Genomic DNA, 25,010 nt, shown 5'->3' on the forward strand with positions numbered 1-25,010 from the left:
CAGTACGATCACCATGAGAATGTCATGCGTGCGAACACACCCTGAGCGCGGTCATCGCCAAACACCTTTTCCCGGTACTGCACGGAGACGTCGACATAGGACTGCGGCGCCTTGTACTTGTCCTCACGGAACCAGTAGCGCACGCCTGTGCCGACACCCAGCCCGCCCGCATTATCGGACGAGGTGCGGTTGCGACCCAGTGCATCGACTTCGCTGCGCATCTTCGAGTCGTAGTCCACCGCGGCGACCACATGCGGGAACACCACCAGCCTTGGACTGATGCTGTCGATGCGGAAACTGCGGCCGACCTGCCATTCACTGTTGAAGTAATTGCGCTTGTCCTGCAGATAGCGACCGCCTTCCATGTACAGCTGTGAGGTCCACCAACTCGGCACATCCACCCGCAGGTCGGTGCCGATGCTGGAACCGTAGCCCAGCCGCACCAGCCAGTCGCCGTCGATATTGGAACTGCCAAGCGGAAAGGTCCGTTCCAGTGCGCCGATCACGTTGACACTGCTGAACGGCTTGACCCGCACCCCGAGCGCGCCTTGCAAGGCATCCGCGCCGGTGTCGGCACTGCTTTCCTTGCTCCACAGCGTATCGGTCACGCGACCGTACAGCTCGACAAAGCGTGCATTGCGATAGCCGAACGGCCGCCAGAAAACTTCGGTGCTGTTCTGCACGCTGTCACTGTTGCTGCTCGGCGCGCCATTCAGGCCGCTGGAAGTGCTGGCACCGCGGTAAGTCGTGGTGTTGGTCACGCCCCATTCGCGGGACAGGTCGGACACTGCCCGGCGGGTGTCGAACACCTGCTGGTCCGGCATCTGCAGATCACCGGTCTGCTGGTAATCCAGCACGCGTCGGAAATAGGCAATCGCCTGTGCGTCATCCGAATTGCGCATGGCCGTGTAGGCGGCGTCCTGAACTTCCTTAGGCTTGAGCCCGACCTGCCGGTCCACGCGCTTGAACTCGTTCAACGCACCGCGATCATCGCCTGCCTGGCTGAGCAGGTAGGCAAGCTGCACTTCGTCACCTGGTTGCAACTGTCCCGAGTCGCGGGCCTGCTGCATTCGCTGCATGGCCTCGTTGGGTTGCCCCATCGCGGCATACAGCGAAGCCTGTTCGCGCAGGGGCAGATTGCCGACGGCCAGCGCCTGGGCAAAATCCTGACGCGCTCCAGAGCTGTCGCCCAGTCGCTGGCGCATCTGCCCGCGCTGAACGAGCAGGGTCGCATCGTTGCCATTGAGCGCCAGCGCTTCAGTCGCCGCAGAACGTGCCTCGCCGTATTGCTGTTGGGCAATCAGCGCGCTGACCAGCAGTTTTCGATAAGCCACTTGCTGCGGGAAGCGGCGCACGGCATCACGGGCTTCGCTCAACGCTGTTTCGTTGTCGCCCCGGGCCAATGCGGCATAACCTCGAGCAGCCGTATTGGCCGCAAGCTGCTCTTCAATCGTCTGCTGACGTCGGGTCAGCGTCGGTTGCGGTCCGACAGCCTGAACGGCATCGTCGATTGCCACTTGAGCCTCTTCAAGGCGCTGCTGACGTTGCAGCGCTTCGATCAGCATCATGCGGTAATCGAGGTTCTTCGGTGCCTGACCGATGGCCTTGCGGGCATGCTGCGCCGACCCCACGTAGTCTCGGTTGGCGTAGGCGCGCAGGGCGAGATTGCCTTCAAGATAACCGGGTTTTGGCCGCGCGGCAGGATAGCGCTGCGGGTGATCGCGTCGTTCCTTGTCACGCTCGGCCAGCGTGATCAGCTTGCGCAACTGATCGGCATCCTCACGCTGACGCAAGGCTTCGTGTGCCTTGGCGATGGCCAGGTCGTAATCCTTGCGGTTGTAGGCCGCATACGCTTCGTTGGCGACGGCGTAGGCAGGGCCGGTCAACGGCAGCGGCAGGATTTCGGCCTGACTGAACGGCGAACACAGGCTCAGGCCAGTCGTCATCAGCGACAGAATCAACGGGCGCTTCATAGCGGCTGCTCCGGGAGTGCGTCAGTTCGGTAAAGGTCGTGCTGACGTGCCACGGCCTGCTCGATGGTTTCGCGAGGCAGCACGCCGATGTCCACCAGGTAATCACCGATCCGGCCGTGGATATGCGGTTTGTAACCGAGCATGGCCTTACTGAACACGTCGCGGTCCAGCAATCCCTGCTCGATCAGCAGGTCGCCCAGCAGCGGCGTGGCGGCAGGCAATGGCTGACCACCGACGGCTTGCAGCAGGCGCAGTTGCGCGACGATCTCGCTTTCACGAGCGATCAACTGCACAGGCTCTGCACCCAGTTGTTCGGTGATCTGTTGCAGACCTTCTTCGGTCAGCGGGCTGGCAACGGCGATTTCCTGCCGCCCCTGAATGGCGACAGACAGCGGCACGGCGCGCCAGCGCAGACAGAATTCGTCGGCGAGAGACGAGTCGGCAGCGCGTTTGCTCGCGATGTCGAACACCCGGGGCAGGTCGCTCTGAAAGGCAATCGCTTCAGCCAGGGTTTCATCGTCCAGCCAGCCGTGGCTCAACAGAATACGACCCAACGGCAGCCTGCGGGTCTGTTGTTCGACCAGCGCGGTCTGCAGTTTCTCGTCGTTGATGGCTTGCCACGACAGCAGCACGCTGCCCAGCCGACGCGGCGCGATGGCGACCAGGTCGGTGGACGGGAAGTCGTGCATGGTCTTGTCCCAGGCCAGCTTGCGATTGAGCAGCTTGCCCACCAGAAACATCCGCCAGGCCCGCGCCGCAGCCATGAAGTTGACGAAGTTGCCGACCACCATGCGCGGCAGTGACAGCAGGCCGTGCTGCCAGCCGTACAGAATCGTCGTGAAATAGAAGCGGTGCACCATGCGCCAGAGCAGCGCGATGCCGTTGGCCACCAGCAGGTATCTGATGAGGCCATTGGTTTCGAATGGCGTCGGGAAACTGGTGTTCCACAGCCCGCTGGCGCGCAACACGATCAACGCCACCAACTGCACCAGAATGAGATAGGCAATGATGCTGATAAACGAGGTCACCACGCCCTTGCGGTCGCGAAACAACAGGTAGCGGTTGGCAAGCGAACCGCTCCAGCCCATCTGCTCCCAGCCTTGCAGGCCGATGCCCAGCGTCCAGCGAGCCTTCTGGCGAAACGCGGTGCGAAAGGTGTCCGGGAAAAACTCGCGAACACACAGCGGCATTTCCAGCGTCGACTCATACGGCTTGCGAAACCAGGATTTGCGCAACACGCGAAACTGCACCGGGAAGCGTACGAAGATCGCCTGCATCCCGTACTTCGCCAGACGTGCGCCCACGTCGTAGTCCTCGGTCAGGCTTTCGGTGTTGAACGGCTGATTCTGGTTTTCATCGGCCAGCACCATCAAGGCCCGACGCGAAAAACAGGTGCCCACGCCTGCGGACGGCACGGTATCGGTCATGCTTTCACGCACCACCAGATCCTTGCCGTGCCATTCGGCGAACTCATCCATATAGGTGCCGGCCACCCATTCGTACCAGTTGCGTTCCAGCGACACGACCGGCAGCTGGATCATGTCCTTGCGTGGTAGCAGGTAGTTGAACAGGCGCAGCTCCAGCGGGTGCAGCACGTCTTCGCTGTCATGCAGGATGGTCCCGGCGAACTGCATGGCATGGGTTTTCTCGTAGAGAAAGATCGCCTGGATCACCCAGTTCAGGCAATCGGCCTTGCAGGTCGGGCCGTCATGAGGCACTTCAACGCGGTGCAACTGCTTGTAGCGACGACGCATGCGCTCCACTTCATCGATGGTGCGCTGGTCGTTGATGTAGGTGCCGACGAACACCACGTAGTTCTGGTAGTCGAGGGTAGACACCATGTTCTCGATCATCGGCGCAATGACGTCGTATTCCAGCCACGCCGGCACCATGATCGCCAGCGGCTGTTCGTCACGGGCCATCAACTGCTCGGCAGTCAGTGGCCGGTAGCGGCGTTCGGCGGTGAACTTGCGGTACAGGCGTCTGGCCCAGTACCAGACATCGATGATCAGGTCATCGATGCTCGACACCAGAATGATCAGGCCGACGACGATGGTCGCGACTTCCAGCACGCTGTAGTAATGGGCCAGCCAGTACGGCCAATAAAGCGACGTCATTGGGGCGTCCCGTTACGAGCGATTGCGACGGGCGCGACGGCCAGCCAGCAACAGCAGAAGAAACACCACGATTGCGCCGGGGATCAGCCACAGCAGCGAAGGCTTGCGCCACGCGTCCAGCCCGGTGGGCTCATTGTCTTCGATCATCTGGCTGCCGGTCGGGTCCTTGGTATCGAAGGTCACCAGCGAACCGCTGTCAGCCAGCAGCGTGGCGTTGCCGCGCTCCAGCACCAGCGGACGGGCGAAGCTCGGCGCCTGACCGCCCAGCGTGCGATAGACCATGCCGCGCTGGTTGCCAGCCTCGACTACTTGCAGCGAAGCCAGGTGATTGAGTGTCTTCAGATCGAGCAGCTTCTGTTCCTTGTGATTGATCAGCAAATGCCCGTCGTTGCCAACCTTGACCGACTCGGCGCCATCCTTGATCGGCAGGTCGAAGGCCAGGAATGCTTTTTCCGGGGCCACCGCAACACTCACGTCGTCGCTGACACTGAGTTGCGCACGCAGTGGCGACACGCCTGAGGCGCTGGCCACGTGGATGACCTGCGGCAGGCTGTCAGCCGGACGGTCGAGCCAGGTTTTCGGAACCATCACCTGAGTGCTGGCGGCAAAGCGTGCGGCCATGCCGGAGAAGTCGTCGCCAGGCGTCACCTTATCGATGACGACATGGCTGGTCGGCAGCACCGAGATCGGGAACGCCTGTGGCGTCTCCAGGCACTGATTGCTGACCGGCTGGCGCTGGAAGGACACGCGCAGGGTGTTCTGTGCCGCCAACGCGTACTGAGGAATGCGCGCTTCGATGCGCTCCTTGCGGCCATCGGCATTCAGCTGCATGGCGCCGATCAGGTAGTCATTGAGGAACAGCGTGGCAACCGGCGGTGTTCCCGATGCGCCTGGCGCTGCGGCGACATCGATCATGGCGGTCACAGGAACGCGACCGTCATAAGCCACGCTGCCCAGCGGGAACGAAGCGCTCCAGTCGGTCTTGGCCAGCACGTCCACCGTGCCCGGGCGACCACCGAGGCGGGTCAAGGCCACGCGGCCGTCTTCACTGAGCGGCATGGCGGTTTCTTCGCCGATGGACAATTGGCGAGTGAGCGCCAGTTTGTTCCAGGCTGAACTGAACAGGCCGATGGCTTTGACCGCTGAGTCGGGCTTGATCATCAGCAGCGCGCGATTGCCAATCAACGAAAGGCTGACGTCGCTACCGGCGTCTGCGGCCAGGGTTGTTCTGCCCTGGCGTTCACGCCATTGGCTCAGCGCGTTGGCTGCCGAAGCGTCGAGCCCCTGAACTTGCTCCTGCAAGGCGTTCAGCGAATCGTCGATAGCCTTGAGCAGTTGCGGATCGTTGATGGCCAGATCGGCCTGCAGCGCCGGGGTCTGGCCCAGCATCAGCAAGGCACCGATTTCCGCCTGATTCTTCAACGTGTACTGGCCCTGACCGTCAAGGCTGGCAAAGGCAGGAATCTGCTTGAGTTCGGCAGGCACGCGCAGACCGCTCAGGTCGATGCTGTCCTGAACGGCCGGAAACGGCAGAATCCGCGCCTGTTTACCGATACGTTCAAGCGCTACACCCAGACGCCAGGCGGCATCGTAGCTGGCGCTGGACAGCGTGCCGGGCGCTACGAGCAGGCCGGGTTTGCCGGGCAGCGCATTCCACGCAGCGCCGACATCCTGGAGTTGACTGGCGTCGTAGCTGTAGGTCAGGCGAGTGTGCGGATCGATGCGCAGCACATTGCCGATGGCGCGTTGATCTTCGCAAAGCGTTTTCGAGATCACCGAAGACCAGGCAATGCCTAGTCGTACCGATCCGGTTTCCCGCGCAGCTTTGTCCACACCCAGCGTAGCGCTGGCATTGCCTTGTTCTTCGTTGAGGCCCAGTGCCCGCACCGGATAGCCATCCAGCGACAGCAGCAAGGTGTTACGACCTGCCTCGCCGTTCAGGTAGCTGGCGTCGAAGTTCAGGGTCGCATCTGTCAGCGCCACGTTGGCAGGCACCGGCAGGTACAACTCGCGACGCGCGTCGGTCGCGTTGAGGATGATCGGACGGTCGATCCCCAACTCCCGCAGTTCAATCACGCGCTCCTGGCGGGCGTCCTGAGTGATGCGGTTGATCGCCTGTGTCAGCGGGCTTTCGGCAGCCAGCGCAAAGGTGGGCATCAGAGCCAGCAGGCTCATCCCGCAGGCAAGGGCGTTCAACGCGCCCGTGTTCACGGTAACGGAAGATTTCATCAGGCAGATCTCTTGGAGGCTCGAGGCCGTTGGTTCTTGGTGCGAAGCGGGTCCGCAGAATATTTTTGTAGGCACCCGTTCTGAACCGGGTGCCTTGGAAGGTGTGCAGTTTTTTGTCGATTCTTCGCTGTGCGCCTGTGTCAGCGAGCCATGGCGCGCAACGGTTCAGGCTGAGACAGGGACGGCGGCGCCATCTCGATCTGTTCTGGACGCAGACGCGGCAACTCGACGACAAACTCGCTGATCGGACGACCCATCAGCACGTCGACGATGCGCGCGCTGGCCTTGCCATCTCCATAAGGGTTCGCTGCGTGTGAGGCGTTCTGCCAAAGCTGCTCGTCATCGAACAGCGCACTGACGCCCTGAATGATCGCCTCGGCTTCGGTGCCCACCAGACGCACGGTCCCTGCGGCCACAGCCTCGGGGCGCTCGGTCACATCACGCATCACCAGCACCGGTTTTCCGAGCGATGGCGCTTCTTCCTGCACGCCGCCGGAATCGGTGAGGATCACGTGGGCACGCTGCATGAGGCGCACGAACGACAGGTAGTCCAGCGGTTTGATCAGGTGCACGTTGGGCATGTCACCCAAGTGTTCCGTGACCGGTCCCAGCACGTTAGGGTTCAGGTGCACCGGGTAGACGATCTGTATGTCGTCGCGCATGGCGAGGGCGCGCAAGGCCTTGCAGATGTTCAGGAAACCGTCGCCGAAGTTCTCGCGGCGGTGACCTGTCACCACCAGCACCTTGCGCTCAGGCACCAGAAACGAAAACTGTCGGTCGAGCGCATGGCGCAACTGGCGATTGGAGTCGATGCGCTGTGCGGTCATCTGCAACGCGTCGATCACTGTGTTGCCGGTCACGAAGGACACACCCTGGAGGCGTTCGCCCAGTACATTGCGACGAGACTCGGCAGTCGGTGTGAACAGGTGATCGGAAATCAGATCGATACAGCGACGGTTCATCTCTTCCGGCCATGGCTGACGGATATCTCCGGTGCGCAAGCCCGCTTCGACGTGACCGATCGGGATCTGCCGGTGAAACGCCGACATGGCCGCAACCATCGCCGACGTGGTGTCGCCATGGACCAGCACCTTGTCGGGCTTCATCTCGTCCAGAATCGGGTCGATGGCTGCGTACAGCGCAGCGGTCAGGGAATTCAGGGTCTGATGGGGGCGCATCACATCGAGGCTGTAATCGGCTTTCAGCTCGAACATATCGAGCACCTGCTGCAGCATGCTCTGGTGTTGGCCGGTAATGCAGATTCTCGAGTCGATACCCGGTTCCGCAGCAAGGGCCCTGACCAGGGGCGCCATCTTGATAGCCTCCGGACGAGTACCGAAAATAGACAGAATTTTCATTCTGGCGTGCTGAGTAGCCATTGATTTTCTCCCGCCCGTCTAATAGGCGTCGCACAGCAGTTGACTTGGGCTGTGAGCAGCTCAAGTAACCAGCGAGTTGTATGATTTTTCGGGCGGGTGATATCGGAGTGGATGACTCGATGTTCACTTCAATGTGAAGTAGTGTTATGCCTTGATACCCGTGTTTGCGACGATTATTAGCAGATGATATTAGTAATGCCAAACTTTTTATGAAGTATTTTGCAAAGGGAATATCAGGTGGAACTTTGTTTTTGAAAGTGGGTCAGTGAAGGGTTGATTGTTTTTGGAGGGGGCTTTCGGCCAGCAAAAGCGGGGTGTTGAGGGGCGTTGTATAGCGGGGAATTGAACTTTTTCAAATGCCTCGATAAGGGCTGTTGGGTCGTGGCTTTAAATAAAGTTTTTGGAGGTATCGTTTTCCTGACGCCTGATTAATGACAGTGGCGAATACCACGATTCATAAAAATGACGTGATTATAATGACGGTGTGTCAGGACGCTGGAAGTTGGTCGCTTATGCTGTAGCTGAGCGGTCTGTATGCGGTGCGTCAGGTAACATTGATTCTACAAAGTAGTACCTGAATATAGAATGTATGCGCGCCATAGAGTGGCGTATCAAGAAATGAGCCGCGGCCAGCTCGCATGAAGAAGCCGCGGGACTCTGAGGTGCAAGCCTGATGTGAATCAGCTGTCAGCGTCAGCAGCGGAAGGTTCGGACAGCTCGCTCAGGGCTGAGGCGTTGTTCTTGAATGCGGCAGCGAAAACGGCACGATTCTTCGCCATGTAGATGCTCGCGTCTTCTGCGTGCTTCTCGGAAAGCCCCGGTACGTTCTTGACCAGGACGTCAGTGAGAAGCTCGGCCAACTCGAGCATTTGATCGTGCGCATCGGCGAGTTTACGGTCCACGAAAGTAGTCTCCAGATCGCGGGTACTGCGGTAAAGGGTTTCAACAGCCATTTTGGCCTCGTCGTCATATCCAGTGTGGAAGGGCTGGCCCCGGTGCGCGTTGACCGGGGTGGTGCAACAGACAGTGATTCTGAATGGCTGGCGTGACAGTCGCCGCATCACATGCCTTACGTGTGAAACAAGCCATTACTGTATCTTTATACAGTGTTCAGCATAAGCCAGGCAACCCCTGCCTGGATAGTGGCCTTCATGCATCTTTTTCCTGCGCAGATGTGCCTTGCGACAACCCGTCGCGCTCTCAACCATAGCCTATGGCCCTGTTCCTGCTTTAAAAAGCACGCCATACAGCGCGTCACACGCACACTGCATCATCCGATTCAGTCCGGATCGTGATAAACGAAGGTTCAGAGGTAGAGAGTCATGGGAAACAAATGGGCAGAAAAAATGCGCCAGCGCGTGCATGCGCAAGCCGAATCACTGGGCAATCTCTGCGTCGAGAGCTTTCACTTCCTGGCACTGTTCGCCATTGGTGCCATCACGGCATGGGCTTCGGTTGTAGCTTTTCTGGGAATGGTCGAGAAAGGCAACGTCACGGTCGATGACATCCTGCTGCTGTTTATCTACCTCGAACTGGGCGCGATGACGGGAATTTATTTCAAGACCAACCACATGCCGGTGCGTTTCCTGATCTACGTAGCGATCACCGCGTTGACGCGTCTGCTGATCTCGGACGTGTCTCATCACAATCCGCCTGATCTGGGCATCATCTACCTGTGCGGCGGCATTCTGTTGCTGGCATTTGCGATTCTGGTCGTGCGCTATGCGTCGTACAAATACCCGTCGGCCAAGATCCCCGACTCATCCAGCCCGGTAAAAGGCGCGGTGACGGAAGAAAAGGGCGATGTTTGAAATACGCTGACGATCGTTGCCGCGCTCCTGCGCTCATCGTTATACATAAGTCCTCTTGGAGGAATACGATAATGATCGTTCCTACGCTCCGCGTGGGAATGCCTCCCAGGACGCTCCGCGTCCGCTCTTGAATGTTGCGCAGATGCGCGGCCAAGCTCCAGCGTTATCCACGTCATGCGCTCGGCTCACTGAATCCCCAATCTGTGCCATTTGCGACGCAGAGCGCCCCGGGAAGAATGCCAACGCAGAGCATTGGCACGATCTGCCTAAGTAGCGGGTTGGCTCGATATCCAGTCTGCCACCGATCAGTTGACCCACACCCCGGCATGCCAATGCCATCCATCACCCGCGCTTTCCCAATGCGGATGCACATAGCGATAGCCAGGTCGTTCCGCTACCCAGTGGCCGTGAACCGGTACATAACGTCCGTCACTCCAATGCCAGTAACCACGCGACCAGACATAGCCCGGACGAGGCGCAGGCTCCACCTCGATCACCCGCTCGGGCGGCGGCTGAGGCGCGATCACTTCAACATATTCATGAGTCGGCGGTCGTCGTTCGTGGACGATTCGCTCTTCGACGCAGCCGGATGCCACTACCAGTGTCGCAACCAATATCCCGTAACGTAAGAACATGTTGCCTCCTCGGAATGCTCCGCAGGTGGAATGCAGCCGAGGCCAGTGCCGGAGCTGCTTGAATGTCAGTGCGCAGGGATATTTGTAACAGTTTGAATCTGTACTTCGGCTGAACTGGTACATGACCGCATGAATAGATGAGGGGGGAAGCGCTGGGTCGGTAGGGCCGTAAGGCTGTTACGCTCAGTCCGGGTCGGTTCAACGCATGGGTTTAATGGGTTACATGCAGGCTTGAAAAAGCACGTCTTAAAAACCGGAATGGCATCTCAGGGATGCCGTTCGATCAGATTCCGGCTGCCAGATTCGGCCGCTTTCGCTGCCACTCGTCATTGGACGGCGCGCCTGGCTGGCGAAGGGCTGCGCCATCTGTCATTGCAGCCAGGATCTTGATTGCGCTGTCGCCACGTTCGATGGCAATGCCGAATTGCACGCTTTCTATCAGGCGGCGCAGGCGTTCCGGGTCGTTACGTTGAGCGGCGCTGATCAGGCGCTTGGCGACGATGCCACGTTCATTGGAGAGCGTCAGCATGATGCTGCCGTCCAGTCCTTGAATGCTCAGATTCACCCGATAGTCCGGATGGAAAGTGTCCGTGATCATCTGAAAAGGATTGTCCATATCATTTACCTGCTCAATGGTTCTGCATAAGTTGACCGGGTGTAAGTCCTTTTGGTTCTCAGCGGCCGATCAGTGGCTTGGCCGTGGTTTGGGTGTCGCCATTGGTGGGTTGCACGGTTCGGGCCATTTTCAGGAGTCGGCTGATTCGACGCGCTGGATCTGCAACCGTCAGCACCGAATTTCGCTGGAGGCAGGCGCACTGTCGGCTCGGCGACGGCGATGCTTGAAGGCTCGTGATCAGATCTGTCTCGTGTACTGACGGATGCTGTCGGAAAGGCGATTTTTTCTAATCCGGTTCGATGGATTGTCAGACATTCAGACGCTTTACATTTTCGGACAAACATTCGCGTTTGCGGGATGGAAACCTCGTTTGGAGGTGTTCCGAAAAGCGCGGCAGTGGAGGCTCTGGACTGCGGCCGGAAGAGGGTAGAGTGCCCGCCTTGCGGGTAATCAGCTAGCGCTTGAAGCCAGGTCAGCGATGACCGTTTTTGCTCGCGGGAGAGGCTGGAACAGCGCCCGGTATTGACTTTGTCACTGGATGTTAAATTCGATAGACGGCATCTGAACGTTGCCCGGCAGCAGAGTGAACTGTGTTCCGGGTGATACAAAGATGTGCATCGAGCGTTTGTGGTGCGCACCGATCAGTCGCAGGCTGGATCTTTTCTAAATGCTTTTGACCGCCTTGGGCCGGGCATCACGAAAAAGGGCGAACCCTTGTGGATTCGCCCTTCTTGTCTATTCGTGAAGCCTGTTCATGCAGCGAATCGGAATCAGCTCAAACGAGCGGCTTCTTTCTCCTGTTCTTTTTCCAGGAATTCCTCTTCAAGCAGCGCGTCCGGGCTGACCGAATCCTCATCCTGCTCGGTCAGGATGGGCGCTGCACCGCGCTTGCCGCGCAGCTTGCCAAACAAATGCTCAAGGGCGTGATCGAGTTTTACCGCCGCGCCATCCACAGCCTGATCTACCGTATCGGCCTTGTGGGAAACAGAAATAGGTTGGTGTCCTTTTGGCCGGGCTTCCATCTGGCATTTGATGTCATGCGGGCCTGGCTTGTCGCCGTTTTCATCGCGGATATGGACTTCCACGCGAGTCAGGTATTCGTCGTAATGTTCGAGCGTGCTTTCAACGGTGGTACGAACCCACTCCTCCAGTCGGATACTGCTTTCGATGTGATTATCGCTATTGACCTGGATTTGCATAGTTAATCCTTATTAGGGCTTGCTCGTGTGAGCCTGGACTGCGCGATGACTCGCGGTTTCGTTTGCGCTCATTCACAGTGTTGGCGGCAATGACCCAACAATTCAACCCCAATATGGAAGAAATATTTCGCAGTAGAAAAAAACAGGAAGTGTTTGAACGAAAATTCCACACGGTAACGGTATGGATTTCCTACTGGTATGTCTGGGAGGGGAAGGTGATACACAAATCCGGCTCAACACTGATCGTGCCCATCGCTCCGCGTGGGCATGCATCCCGTGACGCTCCGCGTCACAAATGGCACAGACTGCGGATTCAGTGAGCCGAGCGCATGACGTGGATAACGCTGGAGCTTGGTCACGCATCTGCGCCACATTCAAGAGCGGACGGAGCGTCCTGGGCGGCGTTACCACGCAGAGCGTGGGAACGATCATCAGCGATGGGCACGATCAGTCAGCGATCAAAACGCAACCGAGGTTTGCACGTACAGCGTGCGTGGCTCGCCGACGTATTTGCCGCGGTTGTTGTCGTCGAACGAGCGGGTGTAGTACTGGCGGTTGAAGATGTTCTTCACGCCGACTGCCACGTTCAGGTCGGACAGCTGAGGGCCGAAGTCGTAACCGGCTCGGGTGCTGAACAGCATGTAGCCGGGAATGCGGCCGGTGCTGCCGTCGGCGCTTTCAGCCGAGGTGTTGGCGTTGTCGGCGAACTGGTCGCTCTGGAATGAGCTGTCGAGGTTCAGTTTCCACGGGCCTTCCGTGTAGCTGACGCCCATCGTGCCTTTGTGCTTCGAGGAGAACGGCACGCGGTTGCCCTTGTTCGGGCCGTCCTCGCGGATGGTGGCGTCCACGAACGCGTAGGTTGCGTACACGTCGTAACCCGCCAATGCCGGGCTCAGACCTTCCAGCGCGTAGTTGATGCTGGTCTCGATGCCCTGATGGCGTGTCTCGCCGCGGGCGATGACGGTGTCATTGGTCTGGTTGCTGTCGTACTGGTTGTCGAAGTTGATCAGGAACGCCCCGATCTCGGCGCGTAGGTTGCCATTGTCATAGCGCGTGCCCAGCTCCCAGGTGCGTGCTTTCTCGGGCTTCACTTCGCCGCCGGTGACACGGTTTGGCATCTGGCTGTACTGCACGCTGCCGAACGAGCCTTCGGTATTGGCGTACAGGTTCCAGGTGTCGGTCAGGTGATAAAGCACGTTCAATGCAGGCAACGCGGTGTTGTAGTCGCCCTGGTATTTGACGTTGGTCAGGTTGTTGTTCTGCGCGGTGTCGATCATCTCGTAGCGAATGCCGGGCGTGATGGTCCAGTTGCCGATGTCGATCCGGTCATCGATGTAGAACGCGTGCGCCTCGGTCGATCCACGGGTGTCGCGGTCGTTGCGGCTGGCGGTGGTCGGCAAGTCGCCGGTTACCGGCTCGCGATAGCGCAGTTCATGACCCGCTTCGTTCACGTAGCGATAGCCGACGCCCACTTCGTGCCAGGTTTCACCCAGCGCGAAACCTTGCGAGAAACGTGTTTCCAGGCCGCGTACCCAGTATTCACGAGGCGACAGGGAGACAAAGCTGCCCTGGTCCAGATAACCACTGCGCAGGGTTTTGGTGAAGAAGGTGTTGGCGGTGAAGACGCGGGCATCCTGCTCGTAGCGATAGCCGAAGTTGAACATGGTGCGACGGCCCCAGAACTTGTCCTTGAGGCGAGTCGACTGATACGGATCGGCATCGTAGTCCGCAACACTCAGGCCGCCGGGCATTTCGGCTTCGCCATCGTAATACTGGGCCATGGCGTTGAGGCTGTTGGCGTCGTCGATCTGGTATTTGCCCTTGAGGATCAGGTCATCGATCTGTGTGTCACTGTGCTCGCGCCAGTCGCCGCCGCGCACGCCAGAATACAGAATCACGCCGCCCAGGCCATTGTCAGCGGTACCGCCCGCCAGCAGGTTGCCGGTGGTTTTGAAGCCGTCATGGCTGGAAGACGGGCTGGTTTCGGTCTGAATGCCGCCTTTGAGCGTTGGCTCGTCGGGAATGGCGCGAGTCACGAAGTTGACGATACCGCCGACGTTCTGCGGGCCGTAACGCACTGCGCCACCGCCGCGCACCACGTCCACGGCGTCCATGTTGCCCATGCTGATTGGCGCGAATGACAACTGCGGCTGACCGTAAGGTGCGAACGGCACCGGAATGCCGTCCATCAATACGGTGGAGCGTGAGGCCAGACGTGGATTCAAGCCGCGAATGCCGAAATTCAGCGCCATGTCATGGCTGCCAGTGCCGTTGTTGTCCGGGGCATTGACGCCGGGGATGCGGTTCAGTACATCACGGGCGGAGGTGGCGCCGACACGTTCGAATTCTTCGCGGCGGATCACGTCACGTGCGCCAGGATGTTCGAACACGTTGGTCTGCTGCGCCTCGCCCAGCCAGTCACCGACGACCGTTGAAACACCCAGTTCGATGGGGGCACCAGCGACACTGGCCGATTGCACGGTAAAGCCATTATTGCCATCAGCCACAGCTTGCAGACCCGTGCCTTCAAGCAGAGCGTTGAGGCCTTGCTCGGGCGTGTATTGACCTTCGAGACCACGGCTTTTCAGGCCGCTGGTGATCTGCGAACCATAGGAAATCAGCACGCCTGCTTCCCGACCAAATTGACTCAACGCCGTTTCCAGCTCGCTCGGTGCGATGTGGTAAACCTTGGGTGCTGCATAGGCCATCGACAGGCTGCCCACCGAAAGGCTGGCGCCGAAAATGACATGGCGCAACGTGCGCACCAACGGAGAGAGTTGGGTAGGGCGGGCTGACATGCGGGAGTCCTCGACCGGAGATTGAAATGCTTTCCCTGTCTGTCACGCGAGGATCTGGAAACGGCTCACGTATTTTGAAATATATTTACGACGCCATTAAGCCGGGACGCGGAGTGTCCTGAGAGGCATTCCAACGCGGAGCGCTCAGTGTTATACACAAGTCCGCCTCGACACTGATCGTGCCCATCGCTCCGCGTGGGTATGCCTCCCGTGACGCTCCGCGTCACACATGGCACAGATTGCGAATTCAGTGGGCCGAGCGCATGACGTGGATAACGCTGGAGCTTGTCTGAGCATCTGCGCCACATTCGAGAGCGGACGCGGAGCGTCCTGGGAGGCATACCCACGCGGAGCGTAGGAACGATCAGCGTGATCTCAAGCACGCCGATCATGCCCATGCTTGTGCTCAAGTCTTGCTGCGAACACGGACGGTGGGAGGCGGCTTGCCGGCGATGCTTTTTCTGAAGCGACCTATCAGTGACTGAACGGACGCCATCGCCGGCAAGCCGCCTCCCACGGGGTATGCATTCAGTCAGTCACTTTCGTTTCGGCCCCCGTTTTGCGCGTCTTGCGGACTTCTGTATAACGATGAGCGCAGAGCGTGGGGAACGATCGGCATGGGTTGATCATGCGCTCCGTGGTTCAAACCCGCGCCTGCACGTTCACCCAATACCGGGTAAAGCGCTGAATGCGCACGGGCAGGGCGATTTCCAGCATGTCGAGGATGCGTTCGCTGTCTGCCAGCGGGTAGCTGCCGGAGATCAGCAGGTTGGCCACTTTTGCGTCGCAGTGAAGACGGCCGCGGCGGTAACGTCCCAGTTCATCAAGAAAATCGCTCAGCTTCATGCGCGACGCGACCAGCATGCCGTCGGCCCAGGCGCCGCTGGCGGCATCCACAGGTCGGACGCTGTCCCAGGCGTTGCGGCTGAACGTGACCTGTTGCTGCGCCTGCAAGGTCAGCCCCGAACCTGAGCGCTCACCGGGAGCCAGTTCGACCGCACCGGCGAACACCGCCAGTTGCGTGCGTCCATTGAGCTGGCGCAGGTTGAAACGACTGCTGCCGGTCGTGACCTTCACGGAGCCCTCGGCGGTCAGCAGGTTCAGCGGTCGGGTATCGGCCGAGGCGGTCATCAGGATTTCTCCCGACAACAGCCGAATGAGTCGCTGCTGCGCATCGTATTTCACATCCACGGCGCTGGCGGTGTTCAACTGGATCTGGCTGCCGTCGCTCAAGGCCACCTTGCGCTGTTCGCCCACGCCGCTGTTGTAATCGGCCAGCAAGGGTTGCAGCGCGATCTGGTCACGCAGGCTCCAGCCCGCGACTGAACCTGCGCCCAGCAACAACAGCAATTTGAGCGCGTGACGTCGGCTGCCGGATTTAGGCGCGCCCAGTGCTGCGTGGGCGAGTGGCGATGACAGGCCGCCCAGGCGTTGATTGACCCGCTGGATGTGCGCCCACGCCCGTTGATGTTCGGCGTTGCCGTTGAGCCAGAGCTGCCAGGCTTTCTGACGACCCGTATTCAACGAACCTTCCTGCATTTCCAACAGCCAGCCGACGGCCTGTTGCGCAACCGCAGGCGAGATGTCGGACTTGTTCAGGGATTCGCTGTTCAGGTTCATAGGGCGAAGTAGCAGCGCAGGGCGGCCTTGTTCAGGTGGCGTTTGACCGTTGCGATGGAAATACCCAACGCGCTGGCGATTTCGCCATGGCTCAGGCCATCAACCTGCGACATCAGGAACGCGCTTTTCACCGGGCCAGGAAGGCCATCCAGCAATTGATCCAGTTCCACCAGCGTTTCAAGAATGATTGCCCGCTCTTCTTCCGACGGCGCCACGCTCTCGGGCAGTTCGGACAGCGCCTGATAATAGGCGCGTTCCAGATCCTGACGTCGGTAGTGATTGCACAGCACGCGTCGGGCGATGGTGGTCAGGAACGCGCGCGGCTCGACGATCTGCTGCGTGTCGCGCGCGCCCAGCACCTTGATGAATGTGTCCTGCGCCAGATCCGCCGCACTGTGCGGACAGCCAAGCCTGCGCCGCAACCAGCCCGTCAGCCAGGCGTTATGCGCCCGAAACAGGCCGTCGACGGTGTGAGTGAGAGCAGGGTGGGCACTGTGCATCACGAAAGCAATCCAGAGGATTCATGGGTGACGTGGATTCTGTCAGACTCTTTTGCGTATGAGAATATTTATCATTAATATTGCGCTTCATTCGTCGGCTTGAAGGCGAATCAGGATTTGGCTGGAGCCATGACCCGCTTCCCGCTGTTCAATCTCCCGAACGAAGACGCTCCAATGGATGGCTCACCTGCCGCAACCACCCCGGTGGTCAAGAAGCGACTACCCAAAACCCGAGGCGTGACAGTTGCCTATCGACTGGCCGTGGCCTCGCGGGCGCTCGCAGCTATCTTCGCCGGTTACCTGCTGGCTTCGGTTACCAGCATCTGCATCGCGGAATGGTTGCCGCTTCCCCGTGCCGAAGCGGTGGTGACGGCAATGATGCTGTCCTTCCTTGTCTATCTGGTCGCCGTGCTCTGGTGCTTCGCCTGTCGTACGGCGCTGCAGGCCTGGGTCGGCGTGCTGGCGCCGTGCGTTGTGCTCGGCGCTGCGTACGCCTGCGGCAGGTGGTTGTCATGAAAGAGGGCTTCCGTCAGGCGATGGCCTGGCTGCACACCTGGATCGGTCTTCTGTTCGGCTGGTTGCTATTCGCGATTTTCCTGACCGGGACACTCTCGTACTTCAAGGACGAGATCACCCAGTGGATGCAGCCGGAGATTGCGGCACGCACCCTCGACGCCAGCGCCAGCGTGCAACTGGCCCAGACCTACCTGCAAACCCATGCTGCCGGTGCGTCGCGCTGGTTCATCAGTCTGCCTGACGAGCGAACGCCGGGGCTGTCGGTGGGTTGGCTGCCTGAAGGCAAGGCAGGCCAGCGCAACAATTTCGTGCGCAAGCTGCTCGACCCGCAGACCGGTGCCGAGGTGCAGGCGCGCGAAACGCGGGGTGGAGATTTCTTCTACCGCTTCCACTATCAGCTACAGATGCCGTACCCGTGGGGTCGCTGGCTGGCAACAATCGCTGCGATGGTGATGTTCGTCGCGCTGGTCACCGGCATCATCATTCACAAGAAAGTCTTCAAGGAGTTCTTCTCCTTCCGTCCTCGCAAGGGCCAGCGCTCCTGGCTCGATGGGCATAACGCACTGGGCATACTGGTGCTGCCGTTTCATCTGATGATCACTTACAGCAGCCTGGTGATCTTCATGTCGATGGTCATGCCCGCCAGCATCCTGACCGCCTATGGCAACGTTCAGGCGTTCTACAGCGAAGCGTTTCCGGTTTCTCGTTCCGTCAAAGCCGAAGGCAATCCCGCGCCGTTGATTGCGCTGGCGCCTCTGGTCAAGACGGCGACCGAGCGCTGGGAAACCGGCCATGTCGGGCGGGTGATCGTGAATAATCCGGGCGACGCGGCGGCGTCGGTTCTGCTGACCCGGGATGACAAGGGCAGCATTGTCCTGGAGCGTGGCGGTGCGTTGACCTTCAACGGCGTCAGCGGCGAGTTGCAGGACGAAATGCCTGAGCGGCCGATGGCGCTGCAAGTGTCCGGGGCGATGTACGGCCTGCATGTCGGCCATTTTGCCGATCCACTGTTGCGCTGGTTGTACTTCATTTTCGGCATCGCAGGCACTGCCATGATCGGCACGGGACTGGTGATGTGGCTGGGCAAGCGTCAACTCAAACACGCTAAAAGCGGTGTGTTGCCGCTGGAGTTGAGGCTGGTGGAAGTGCTGAATATCGCCAGCATGTCCGGCCTGATGATCGCCGTGGCTGCATTTTTCTGGGCCAATCGCGTGATACCCGCAGAACTGGCCGGGCGTGCGGAGTGGGAAGTCAGTGTTTTTTTCAGTGTGTGGGGCGTGTCCGTGCTGCATGCACTGGTGCGCCGTGGTCGCAGTGCCTGGCGTGAGCAGTTGTGGTCGGGTGCATTTCTGTTTGCCGCATTGCCGCTGCTGGATCTGCTGACCAGCGGGCGCTACCTGATGGATTCGCTCGCCGCAGGTCACTGGGTGCTTGCAGCCTTTGACCTGACGGCCCTTGCGACGGGGCTGTTTCTGGGCTGGACGGCAACGAAGTTCACGTCGTCACTTGCCAGCAAAGCACTGCGCCCTGACAGCCTGCCGCTGCAGGCCGGCCCGCAGGAGGCGAACTGATGCTGCTCGCGGCGTTGCTGTGCTATCTGGGTTTTGCGGCGCTGTGCCTGTCCATACCGCGTCATTACGTTGAGCTGTGCAAGGGGCCGCTTACCGAGCGTCGTCGACTGAACTTCAAAATGATCGGCTGGGGTGCGCTGCTGGTTTCGCCCTGGCCTGCAGTGGACGCCGACGGTTGGGCAATCGGGCTGGTGCAGTGGTGTGCGGTATTGATGGCCAGCGCCGTGGTGCTGGTTTCGCTGATGCCCTTCCGGCCGCGCTGGGTGCTGATGCTGGCCGGTTGCGCCGTACTGCTCAGCCCCCTGGCCGCGCTCGATCAGATGTTTTAGAGCGCCGTCAGTGCCATGCGGTACTCACCGGGTGTAGCGCCCATCGCTTGGCGGAACCGGTTGCTGAAATGACTGGCGCTGGCAAATCCACAGGCCAGCGCAATCTCGCCGAGCGGTTTGCCGGTGGTGCGCAGCAACCGACGCGCCTGTTCCAGACGACGCGCCAGCAGGTATTGGTGAGGCGGTAGTCCGAAGCTTTCGCGAAACATGCGGGCGAAGTGGTATTCCGACAGGGCGCACAGACCTGCCAGCTGGCCGAGACTCAGCGGATCTGCCAGGTGCGTCTCGATGAAGTCCACCAGTTGCCTTCGCAAGTGTGGCGCCAGCCCGCCTTTCAAACGCAGACCTTCGCGCTGCCCGGTCTGGCTCAGCAGTGCATGACCGATCATCTCGTGCGCCAGACTGCTGGTCAGTAAACGCTCACCCGGCTCGGCCCAGTTCAGGCGGATCAACTGCTGGAAACGCTGTGTCTGTGCGGGATCGTCGAGAAAGGTGTTCTCCTGCAGCTGCATCTCGCGCGGCTCGCGATCCAGCAGCGTGACGCAACTGAGTGCGAATTGCTCGGCGCTGAAATACAGGTGCGCCAGACGGATTTCGCCGTTCACGATCCATGCAGACTGATGTCCGGCAGGCAGGATGCAGAGTTTTCCCGGCGAGCCTTTCTGATCGGGCCTGTCACGCCGGAAGGTGCCGGTGCCGTCTTCGATGTAGCAGGAGAGCGTGTGGTGGGTGGGCGCGTGATATTCCTGAGAGTCATGCCGGTTGTTCCACAGCGCTGCCATCAAACCATCGCCCAGCGTCGCACTCTGTTCGAGACAGGAGTGGGGCGAGCTGTTCAGGGCCTGAAAGACCTGGATGGATTCGATGGATGACATGGCGATTCCTCTATGACGCTCATCCTACCTGCGACAGGCTCCGCTGCCAGCACCCCGTCGATCAAATGCGCAAGATTGTGCAAGCGCGCATGGCGAGGCGCGCAGCAGACTGATGGCTCATCAAGGAGCCTGCGTCATGAACATTTCGCTTTATCTGCTGACCGTGCTGATCTGGGGCACGACCTGGATTGCGCTCAAGCTCCAGCTCGGCGAGGTCGCCATTCCTGTCTCCATCGTCTATCGCTTCGCGCTGGCCGCGTTGGTGCTGTTCGCGATTCTGCTGATCACCCGACGTTTGCAGCCGGTCAATCGGCGTGGTCAGTTGATCTGTCTGGCGCAGGGTGTCTGTCTGTTCTGCGTCAACTTCATGTGTTTTCTGACCGCAAGTCAGTGGATCCCCAGTGGCCTGATCGCCGTCGTGTTCTCGACCGCAACCTTGTGGAATGCGCTGAATGCGCGGGTGTTTTTCCGCCAGAAGATCGCCAGTAATGTACTGACCGGCGGCGCACTGGGATTGCTGGGATTGGGTTGCCTGTTCTGGCCTGAACTGTCCGGGCACGGTGCCAGCCATCAGACCCTGATCGGGTTGGGCCTGGCGCTGCTCGGCACGTTGTGCTTTTCGGCGGGTAACATGCTGTCGAGCATGCAGCAGAAAGCCGGTCTGCGTCCGTTGACCACCAATGCCTGGGGCATGTTTTATGGCGCAACGATTCTCGGTATTTACTGCCTGCTCAGCGGCACGCCGTTCACGTTTGAATGGAATACTCGCTACGTGGGATCTCTGCTGTATCTGGTCATTCCGGGTTCGGTGATTGGCTTCACCGCGTACCTGACCCTGGTCGGCCGCATGGGGCCGGAACGGGCGGCGTATTGCACCGTGCTGTTCCCTGTGGTGGCGCTGAACATTTCAGCGTGGGTCGAGGGTTATCAGTGGACCTCGGCTGCGCTGGTCGGTCTGGTGCTGGTGATGGCGGGCAATGTGCTGGTGTTCAGGAAGGTAAAGCCGGTGGCGTTGCCGACCTCAGGCATCAGTCAGCCCTCACGCTGACGTTCTCCTGCGCTGACACAAAGGGACGCGGAGCGTCCCGGGCGGCATGCCGACGCGGAGCATTGGCACGATCAGGCAGCGAACCGCTGTGCAATCAACCCTTCCATACCTGCGGATTGACCAGATCCTGCGGGCGTTCACCCAGCAGTGCGTTGCGCAGGTTGTGGTAGGCACGGTCGGCCATGGCCTGACGGGTTTCGGTGGTGGCCGAGCCGATGTGGGGCAGGGTGACGGCGTTCTTGAGCTGGAACAGCGGCGATTCGCTCAGCGGTTCCTTTTCGTACACGTCCAGGCCTGCGCCGCGGATGGTGCCATTCTGCAGGGCTTCGATCAGCGCCGGTTCGTCGACGATCGGACCGCGTGCGATGTTGACCAGAATCGCGCTCGGCTTCATCAGGCTCAGCTCGCGGCGCGAGATCAGGTGGCGAGTCTTGTCGCTCAACGGCACCACGAGACACACGAAATCGGATTCGGCCAGCAACTGATCCAGGCTGCGGAACTGTGCGCCCAACTCCTGCTCAAGCTTGGTCTTGCGGCTGTTGCCGCTGTACAGGATCGGCATGTTGAAACCCAGTCTGCCACGGCGCGCAATGGCTGCGCCGATGTTGCCCATGCCCACGATACCCAGCGTCTTGCCATGCACATCGGTGCCGAAATGCGGCGCCTCGATACTGCGTGTCCACTGGCCCGCCTTGGTCCAGGCATCCAGTTCGGCCACGCGGCGTGCGCTGCTCATGATCAGCGAAAAACCAAGATCGGCGGTGCTTTCAGTCAGCACGTCCGGCGTGTTGGTCAGCATGATGCCGCGCTCGCTCAGGTAGCCGACGTCGTAGTTGTCGTAACCCACCGAAATGCTCGATACCACTTCCAGACGGCTGGCGTTCGCCAACTGTTCGCGGCCCAGTTTGCGGCCGGCACCGATCATCCCGTGGGACTCGGGCAGGGCTTCTTCGAACTGGGCATTGAGGTCGCCGCGCTTCGGATCGGGCACGATCACAGTGAAATCGTGCGACAGGCGCTCGGCCATTTCAGGAGACACACGGCTGAAGGCGAGTACGGTTTTTTTCATTGGGCAGTTACTCTTGAGCGGGTTGAATGAGTAGCACGCTAACATTCCTGCCCGCCTGATTGCAGCCGCTTTTTGCAGTTGTACGACGTCAGGACATGCTCTTGAGTGCCTGCACGTGCAGATCCGCTTCATCGGCCGCAAGAATCTCCGGCAGCGAGCCACGCAGGTACTCGACCCAGGTCTTGATCTTGGCATCCAGGTACTGGCGCGAAGGGTAGATGGCGTACAGGTTCAACTCCTGAGAGCGATAGTCGGACATGATGCGCACCAACGTACCGTTGCGCAGGCCTTCGATGGCCGAATAGATCGGCAGGATACCGACACCCATCCCGCTGGAAATCGCGGTTTTCATGGCATCCGCCGAATTGACCAACAATGGTGAAGTGGTGATGGTCACCATCTCCTGACCGTCCGGGCCGTCGAACAGCCATTTCTCCAGCGGAAACACCGGGCTTACCAGACGCAGGCAGGCGTGGTTCAGCAGGTCCGCAGGCTTGTGCGCAGTGCCGAACGTCTTGATGTACTCCGGCGATGCACAGACGATGCTGTAGGTGATGCCCAGACGCTGAGACACGAAGCCCGAGTCCGGCAATTCGCTGGCCAGCACGATCGACACGTCGTAGCCGTCTTCCAGCAGATCAGGCACACGACTGGTCAGCGTCAGGTCGAACGACACGTCCGGGTGGCTGCGCCGATAACGGGCGATGGCATCGACCACGTAATGCTGACCGACACCCGGCATCGAATGCATCTTGAGCTGCCCGGCCGGACGCGCATGGGCGTCGCTGGCTTCGGCTTCGGCCTCTTCGACAGACATCAGAATCTGTTCGCAGCGCAGCAGATAGCGCTTGCCGGCTTCGGTCAGCGCGATACGGCGCGTGGTGCGATTGAGCAGACGGGTCTGCAAGTGCGCTTCCAGGTTGGAGACGGCACGCGACACGTTGGCGGTGGTAGTGTCGAGCAACGCCGCTGCGGCGGTAAAGCTGCCCGCTTGCGCCACGCAACTGAAGGCACGCATGTTTTGAAGGGTGTCCATGGTTCTTCTCTGAATGGAACAGCTTCAATAGACGACAAATTGTGACATGAAGTAACAACAGCATGTCAGCCATACCAATGGATTATCGCCGTTTCGGTAATAAAGAATCACACATCTCCCCGCTTATCGCCATGTCGAGCGCCCCCTAGAATCGCCGCCATTCGAGGCGTTTCATCACCGGTCGGGAATTCGCAGCTGTGCCGCGTCGCATCATCAGAGGGCTCAAGCCCCTCGGTCTCATGGCTTTATCGTTCGTCATCAGCGGCTGCATCGGAACCGGCGGAATCGGACCCAAGGGTGACCTGTTGCCCGCCGACAGTCTGGCCACCGATCAGGCCATTCAGCGCGCCGCGCTCAGCGCACACTGGCCGAACCGGCAGTGGTGGCGCGTCTACAACGACCCGCAACTGAATCGCTGGATAGAGCTGGCGATCCTTGGCAGTCCGAGCCTGGCCATGGCTGCCGCAAGAGTCAGGGACGCCAGAGCCATGGCCGGGGTGGCCGAGTCCGCCGAGTCGCTGCAGGCTCAGGGCACCGCCAGTCTGGCGCGTCATGAGTGGCCGAGCGATCAGTTTTATGGCCCCGGTGTGCTCGCTGATAGTCACACCTGGGACAATAATGCCTCGCTGGGTCTGAGTTACGCGCTTGACCTGTGGGGACGCGAGCGTAGCGCCAGCGAACAGGCGCTTGACCTGGCGCACATGAGTGCCGCCGAGCAGCGGCAGGCTCAGCTTGAGTTGCAGGAAAACATTGTCCGCGCCTACATCCAATTCTCCCTGAACTTCGCCCGCCTTAAGATCGCCCAGGCGACTCTGGCCCAGCAACAGCAGATGCTGGAGCTGGCGCAACGTCGGCTCAAGGGCGGCCTGGGCACGCACTTCGAAGTCAGTCAGGCTGAGGCGCCATTGCCGGAGATCCATCGGCAGATCGACGAGCTCGAAGAAGCCATCGCCCTGGGGCGTAATCAACTGGCGGCACTGGCGGGCAAAGGGCCGGGTGACGGAGCGACCTTGCAGCGTCCCGCCCTTGCGCTGAACACTGAACTGACGCTGCCGTCGGCCCTGCCTGCGCAACTGCTTGGCCAGCGCCCTGATGTGGTTGCCAGTCAGTGGCGTGTCGCCGCGCAGGCGCGAGGCCTGGACGTAGCCCATGCCAATTTCTATCCCAACGTCGATCTGGTCGCCAGTCTGGGATACATGGCGACAGGGGGCGGCATGCTGGAGTTTCTGACCGGCAGCAAGTTCAGCTACAAGGCAGGCCCTGCGCTCACGCTGCCGATCTTCGACGGCGGGCGTCTGCGCGCTGAATTGGGACACGCGTCGGCCGGGTACGATCTGGCAGTCGCGCATTACAACCAGACGCTGGTTACGGCGCTGCAAAGTGTGTCCGACCAGTTGATTCGTCGCGCCTCGCTCGACAAGCAGCAGGTGTACGCAGCCGAGTCGGTGGCGTCGGCGCGCAAGACCTACGACATCGCCATGATCGCGTATCAGCGCGGGTTGACCGATTACCTGAATGTGCTCAACGCCCAGACCCTGCTGTTTCGTCAACAACAGGTTCAGCAGCAGGTCGAGGCTGCGCGCCTGAGCGCCTATGCCGGGCTGGTGGTGGCGCTGGGTGGCGGGTTGTCGGCGGGAAACAATGTACCCGCGGCTTTTGTTGAAACGGGCAAGAAGGTCGGCCACTGAT

The 25,010-nt window shown here is 60.1% G+C and carries 20 protein-coding genes; 6 read left to right on the top strand and 14 right to left on the bottom strand.

The annotated features are described in order from the left end of the window. Positions 1-8: 8 nt before the first annotated feature. The 5 genes from AC0IXS_RS20080 to AC0IXS_RS20100 all read right to left on the bottom strand — a co-directional run bounded on the left by AC0IXS_RS20080 (position 9) and on the right by AC0IXS_RS20100 (position 8,651). Positions 9-1,973, bottom strand: coding sequence for an NfrA family protein (locus AC0IXS_RS20080; protein ID WP_122690998.1), 1,965 nt, complete (start codon positions 1,971-1,973; stop codon positions 9-11). After that, a complete protein-coding gene (locus AC0IXS_RS20085; protein ID WP_057408533.1) occupies positions 1,970-4,090 on the bottom strand; it encodes a glycosyl transferase family protein in 2,121 nt (706 codons plus the stop codon). The genes AC0IXS_RS20080 and AC0IXS_RS20085 overlap by 4 nt, the downstream gene beginning before the upstream one ends. A gap of 12 nt (positions 4,091-4,102) precedes the next feature. Continuing rightward, positions 4,103-6,319 (bottom strand): cellulose biosynthesis cyclic di-GMP-binding regulatory protein BcsB, encoded by a 2,217-nt coding sequence (locus AC0IXS_RS20090; RefSeq protein ID WP_471825513.1) that lies wholly within the window; start codon positions 6,317-6,319, stop codon positions 4,103-4,105. 140 nt (positions 6,320-6,459) lie between these two features. Further along, the gene (gene wecB / locus AC0IXS_RS20095) at positions 6,460-7,698 is read right to left on the bottom strand and encodes a non-hydrolyzing UDP-N-acetylglucosamine 2-epimerase (protein WP_122436510.1); all 1,239 of its coding nucleotides are present in this window, start codon (positions 7,696-7,698) and stop codon (positions 6,460-6,462) included. A gap of 680 nt (positions 7,699-8,378) precedes the next feature. After that, complete coding sequence (locus AC0IXS_RS20100) at positions 8,379-8,651, bottom strand: YebG family protein (protein WP_025994814.1); 273 nt, start codon at positions 8,649-8,651, stop codon at positions 8,379-8,381. 369 nt (positions 8,652-9,020) lie between these two features. Between AC0IXS_RS20100 and AC0IXS_RS20105 the strand changes: the two genes are divergently transcribed. Next, positions 9,021-9,509 (top strand): phosphate-starvation-inducible protein PsiE, encoded by a 489-nt coding sequence (locus tag AC0IXS_RS20105; protein WP_004885105.1) that lies wholly within the window; start codon positions 9,021-9,023, stop codon positions 9,507-9,509. A 305-nt stretch (positions 9,510-9,814) separates the two neighbouring features. On the opposite strand, the gene AC0IXS_RS20110 is transcribed toward AC0IXS_RS20105, so the two are convergent. From AC0IXS_RS20110 to AC0IXS_RS20135, 6 genes are all read right to left on the bottom strand, one after another. After that, positions 9,815-10,144, bottom strand: a complete 330-nt coding sequence (locus AC0IXS_RS20110; protein ID WP_122668468.1) for a YXWGXW repeat-containing protein — start codon at positions 10,142-10,144, stop codon at positions 9,815-9,817. Between the two features lie 283 nt (positions 10,145-10,427). Beyond that, on the bottom strand, positions 10,428-10,760 hold the full coding sequence (locus AC0IXS_RS20115; protein ID WP_122668469.1) for a DUF3509 domain-containing protein: 333 nt from the start codon (positions 10,758-10,760) through the stop codon (positions 10,428-10,430). 770 nt (positions 10,761-11,530) lie between these two features. Continuing rightward, positions 11,531-11,959: an HPF/RaiA family ribosome-associated protein gene (locus AC0IXS_RS20120; RefSeq protein ID WP_004885100.1), complete on the bottom strand. Its 429-nt coding sequence runs from the start codon at positions 11,957-11,959 to the stop codon at positions 11,531-11,533. Between the two features lie 458 nt (positions 11,960-12,417). Then, positions 12,418-14,757 (bottom strand): TonB-dependent Fe(3+) dicitrate receptor FecA, encoded by a 2,340-nt coding sequence (gene fecA / locus AC0IXS_RS20125; protein ID WP_471825516.1) that lies wholly within the window; start codon positions 14,755-14,757, stop codon positions 12,418-12,420. A 642-nt stretch (positions 14,758-15,399) separates the two neighbouring features. Next, positions 15,400-16,377, bottom strand: coding sequence for a FecR domain-containing protein (locus AC0IXS_RS20130; protein WP_122668471.1), 978 nt, complete (start codon positions 16,375-16,377; stop codon positions 15,400-15,402). Next, positions 16,374-16,877, bottom strand: a complete 504-nt coding sequence (locus AC0IXS_RS20135) for a sigma-70 family RNA polymerase sigma factor (protein WP_004886301.1) — start codon at positions 16,875-16,877, stop codon at positions 16,374-16,376. Before AC0IXS_RS20135 ends, AC0IXS_RS20130 begins: the two co-directional genes overlap by 4 nt. 174 nt (positions 16,878-17,051) lie before the next feature. Here AC0IXS_RS20135 and AC0IXS_RS20140 point away from each other — a divergent pair, with 174 nt between their 5' ends. Genes AC0IXS_RS20140 through AC0IXS_RS20150 form a run of 3 tightly spaced genes read left to right on the top strand, consistent with a single transcriptional unit; the run spans position 17,052 to position 19,293 of the window. Next, positions 17,052-17,393, top strand: a complete 342-nt coding sequence (locus AC0IXS_RS20140; RefSeq protein ID WP_471826270.1) for a DUF3649 domain-containing protein — start codon at positions 17,052-17,054, stop codon at positions 17,391-17,393. 20 nt (positions 17,394-17,413) lie between these two features. Beyond that, a complete protein-coding gene (locus AC0IXS_RS20145; protein ID WP_471826272.1) occupies positions 17,414-18,964 on the top strand; it encodes a PepSY-associated TM helix domain-containing protein in 1,551 nt (516 codons plus the stop codon). Next, entirely contained in the window at positions 18,964-19,293 is a 330-nt protein-coding gene (locus AC0IXS_RS20150; RefSeq protein WP_471825519.1) for a DUF3325 domain-containing protein, read from the top strand. The genes AC0IXS_RS20145 and AC0IXS_RS20150 overlap by 1 nt, the downstream gene beginning before the upstream one ends. On the opposite strand, the gene AC0IXS_RS20155 is transcribed toward AC0IXS_RS20150, so the two are convergent. Next, positions 19,290-20,168: an AraC family transcriptional regulator gene (locus AC0IXS_RS20155; RefSeq protein WP_057409256.1), complete on the bottom strand. Its 879-nt coding sequence runs from the start codon at positions 20,166-20,168 to the stop codon at positions 19,290-19,292. The two genes, AC0IXS_RS20150 and AC0IXS_RS20155, sit on opposite strands and share 4 nt — an antisense overlap. A gap of 136 nt (positions 20,169-20,304) precedes the next feature. Here AC0IXS_RS20155 and AC0IXS_RS20160 point away from each other — a divergent pair, with 136 nt between their 5' ends. Next, positions 20,305-21,216 carry a DMT family transporter gene (locus AC0IXS_RS20160; RefSeq protein WP_057409257.1) on the top strand — a complete coding sequence of 304 codons (912 nt, stop codon included), beginning with the start codon at positions 20,305-20,307 and terminating at the stop codon, positions 21,214-21,216. Between the two features lie 94 nt (positions 21,217-21,310). Here AC0IXS_RS20160 and AC0IXS_RS20165 read toward each other — a convergent pair whose 3' ends face one another. Then, positions 21,311-22,285: a 2-hydroxyacid dehydrogenase gene (locus tag AC0IXS_RS20165; protein ID WP_471825521.1), complete on the bottom strand. Its 975-nt coding sequence runs from the start codon at positions 22,283-22,285 to the stop codon at positions 21,311-21,313. Between the two features lie 88 nt (positions 22,286-22,373). Continuing rightward, a complete protein-coding gene (locus AC0IXS_RS20170; RefSeq protein ID WP_057409259.1) occupies positions 22,374-23,321 on the bottom strand; it encodes a LysR family transcriptional regulator in 948 nt (315 codons plus the stop codon). A 197-nt stretch (positions 23,322-23,518) separates the two neighbouring features. On the opposite strand from AC0IXS_RS20170, the gene AC0IXS_RS20175 reads away from it, so the two are divergent. Beyond that, positions 23,519-25,009: an efflux transporter outer membrane subunit gene (locus tag AC0IXS_RS20175; RefSeq protein WP_449117270.1), complete on the top strand. Its 1,491-nt coding sequence runs from the start codon at positions 23,519-23,521 to the stop codon at positions 25,007-25,009. Position 25,010 lies beyond the last annotated feature (1 nt).

Source organism: Pseudomonas sp. AC016 (genome assembly GCF_979253365.1).

Bases quoted from the DNA above. Each gene is read 5' to 3' on its own strand.
- AC0IXS_RS20080 (WP_122690998.1), bottom strand. From the start codon at position 1,973: ATGAAGCGCCCGTTGATTCTGTCGCTGATGACGACTGGCCTGAGCCTG.
- AC0IXS_RS20085 (WP_057408533.1), bottom strand. From the start codon at position 4,090: ATGACGTCGCTTTATTGGCCGTACTGGCTGGCCCATTACTACAGCGTG.
- AC0IXS_RS20090 (WP_471825513.1), bottom strand. From the start codon at position 6,319: ATGAAATCTTCCGTTACCGTGAACACGGGCGCGTTGAACGCCCTTGCC.
- wecB (WP_122436510.1), bottom strand. From the start codon at position 7,698: ATGGCTACTCAGCACGCCAGAATGAAAATTCTGTCTATTTTCGGTACT.
- AC0IXS_RS20100 (WP_025994814.1), bottom strand. From the start codon at position 8,651: ATGGCTGTTGAAACCCTTTACCGCAGTACCCGCGATCTGGAGACTACT.
- AC0IXS_RS20105 (WP_004885105.1), top strand. From the start codon at position 9,021: ATGGGAAACAAATGGGCAGAAAAAATGCGCCAGCGCGTGCATGCGCAA.
- AC0IXS_RS20110 (WP_122668468.1), bottom strand. From the start codon at position 10,144: ATGTTCTTACGTTACGGGATATTGGTTGCGACACTGGTAGTGGCATCC.
- AC0IXS_RS20115 (WP_122668469.1), bottom strand. From the start codon at position 10,760: ATGGACAATCCTTTTCAGATGATCACGGACACTTTCCATCCGGACTAT.
- AC0IXS_RS20120 (WP_004885100.1), bottom strand. From the start codon at position 11,959: ATGCAAATCCAGGTCAATAGCGATAATCACATCGAAAGCAGTATCCGA.
- fecA (WP_471825516.1), bottom strand. From the start codon at position 14,757: ATGTCAGCCCGCCCTACCCAACTCTCTCCGTTGGTGCGCACGTTGCGC.
- AC0IXS_RS20130 (WP_122668471.1), bottom strand. From the start codon at position 16,377: ATGAACCTGAACAGCGAATCCCTGAACAAGTCCGACATCTCGCCTGCG.
- AC0IXS_RS20135 (WP_004886301.1), bottom strand. From the start codon at position 16,877: ATGCACAGTGCCCACCCTGCTCTCACTCACACCGTCGACGGCCTGTTT.
- AC0IXS_RS20140 (WP_471826270.1), top strand. From the start codon at position 17,052: ATGGATGGCTCACCTGCCGCAACCACCCCGGTGGTCAAGAAGCGACTA.
- AC0IXS_RS20145 (WP_471826272.1), top strand. From the start codon at position 17,414: ATGGCCTGGCTGCACACCTGGATCGGTCTTCTGTTCGGCTGGTTGCTA.
- AC0IXS_RS20150 (WP_471825519.1), top strand. From the start codon at position 18,964: ATGCTGCTCGCGGCGTTGCTGTGCTATCTGGGTTTTGCGGCGCTGTGC.
- AC0IXS_RS20155 (WP_057409256.1), bottom strand. From the start codon at position 20,168: ATGTCATCCATCGAATCCATCCAGGTCTTTCAGGCCCTGAACAGCTCG.
- AC0IXS_RS20160 (WP_057409257.1), top strand. From the start codon at position 20,305: ATGAACATTTCGCTTTATCTGCTGACCGTGCTGATCTGGGGCACGACC.
- AC0IXS_RS20165 (WP_471825521.1), bottom strand. From the start codon at position 22,285: ATGAAAAAAACCGTACTCGCCTTCAGCCGTGTGTCTCCTGAAATGGCC.
- AC0IXS_RS20170 (WP_057409259.1), bottom strand. From the start codon at position 23,321: ATGGACACCCTTCAAAACATGCGTGCCTTCAGTTGCGTGGCGCAAGCG.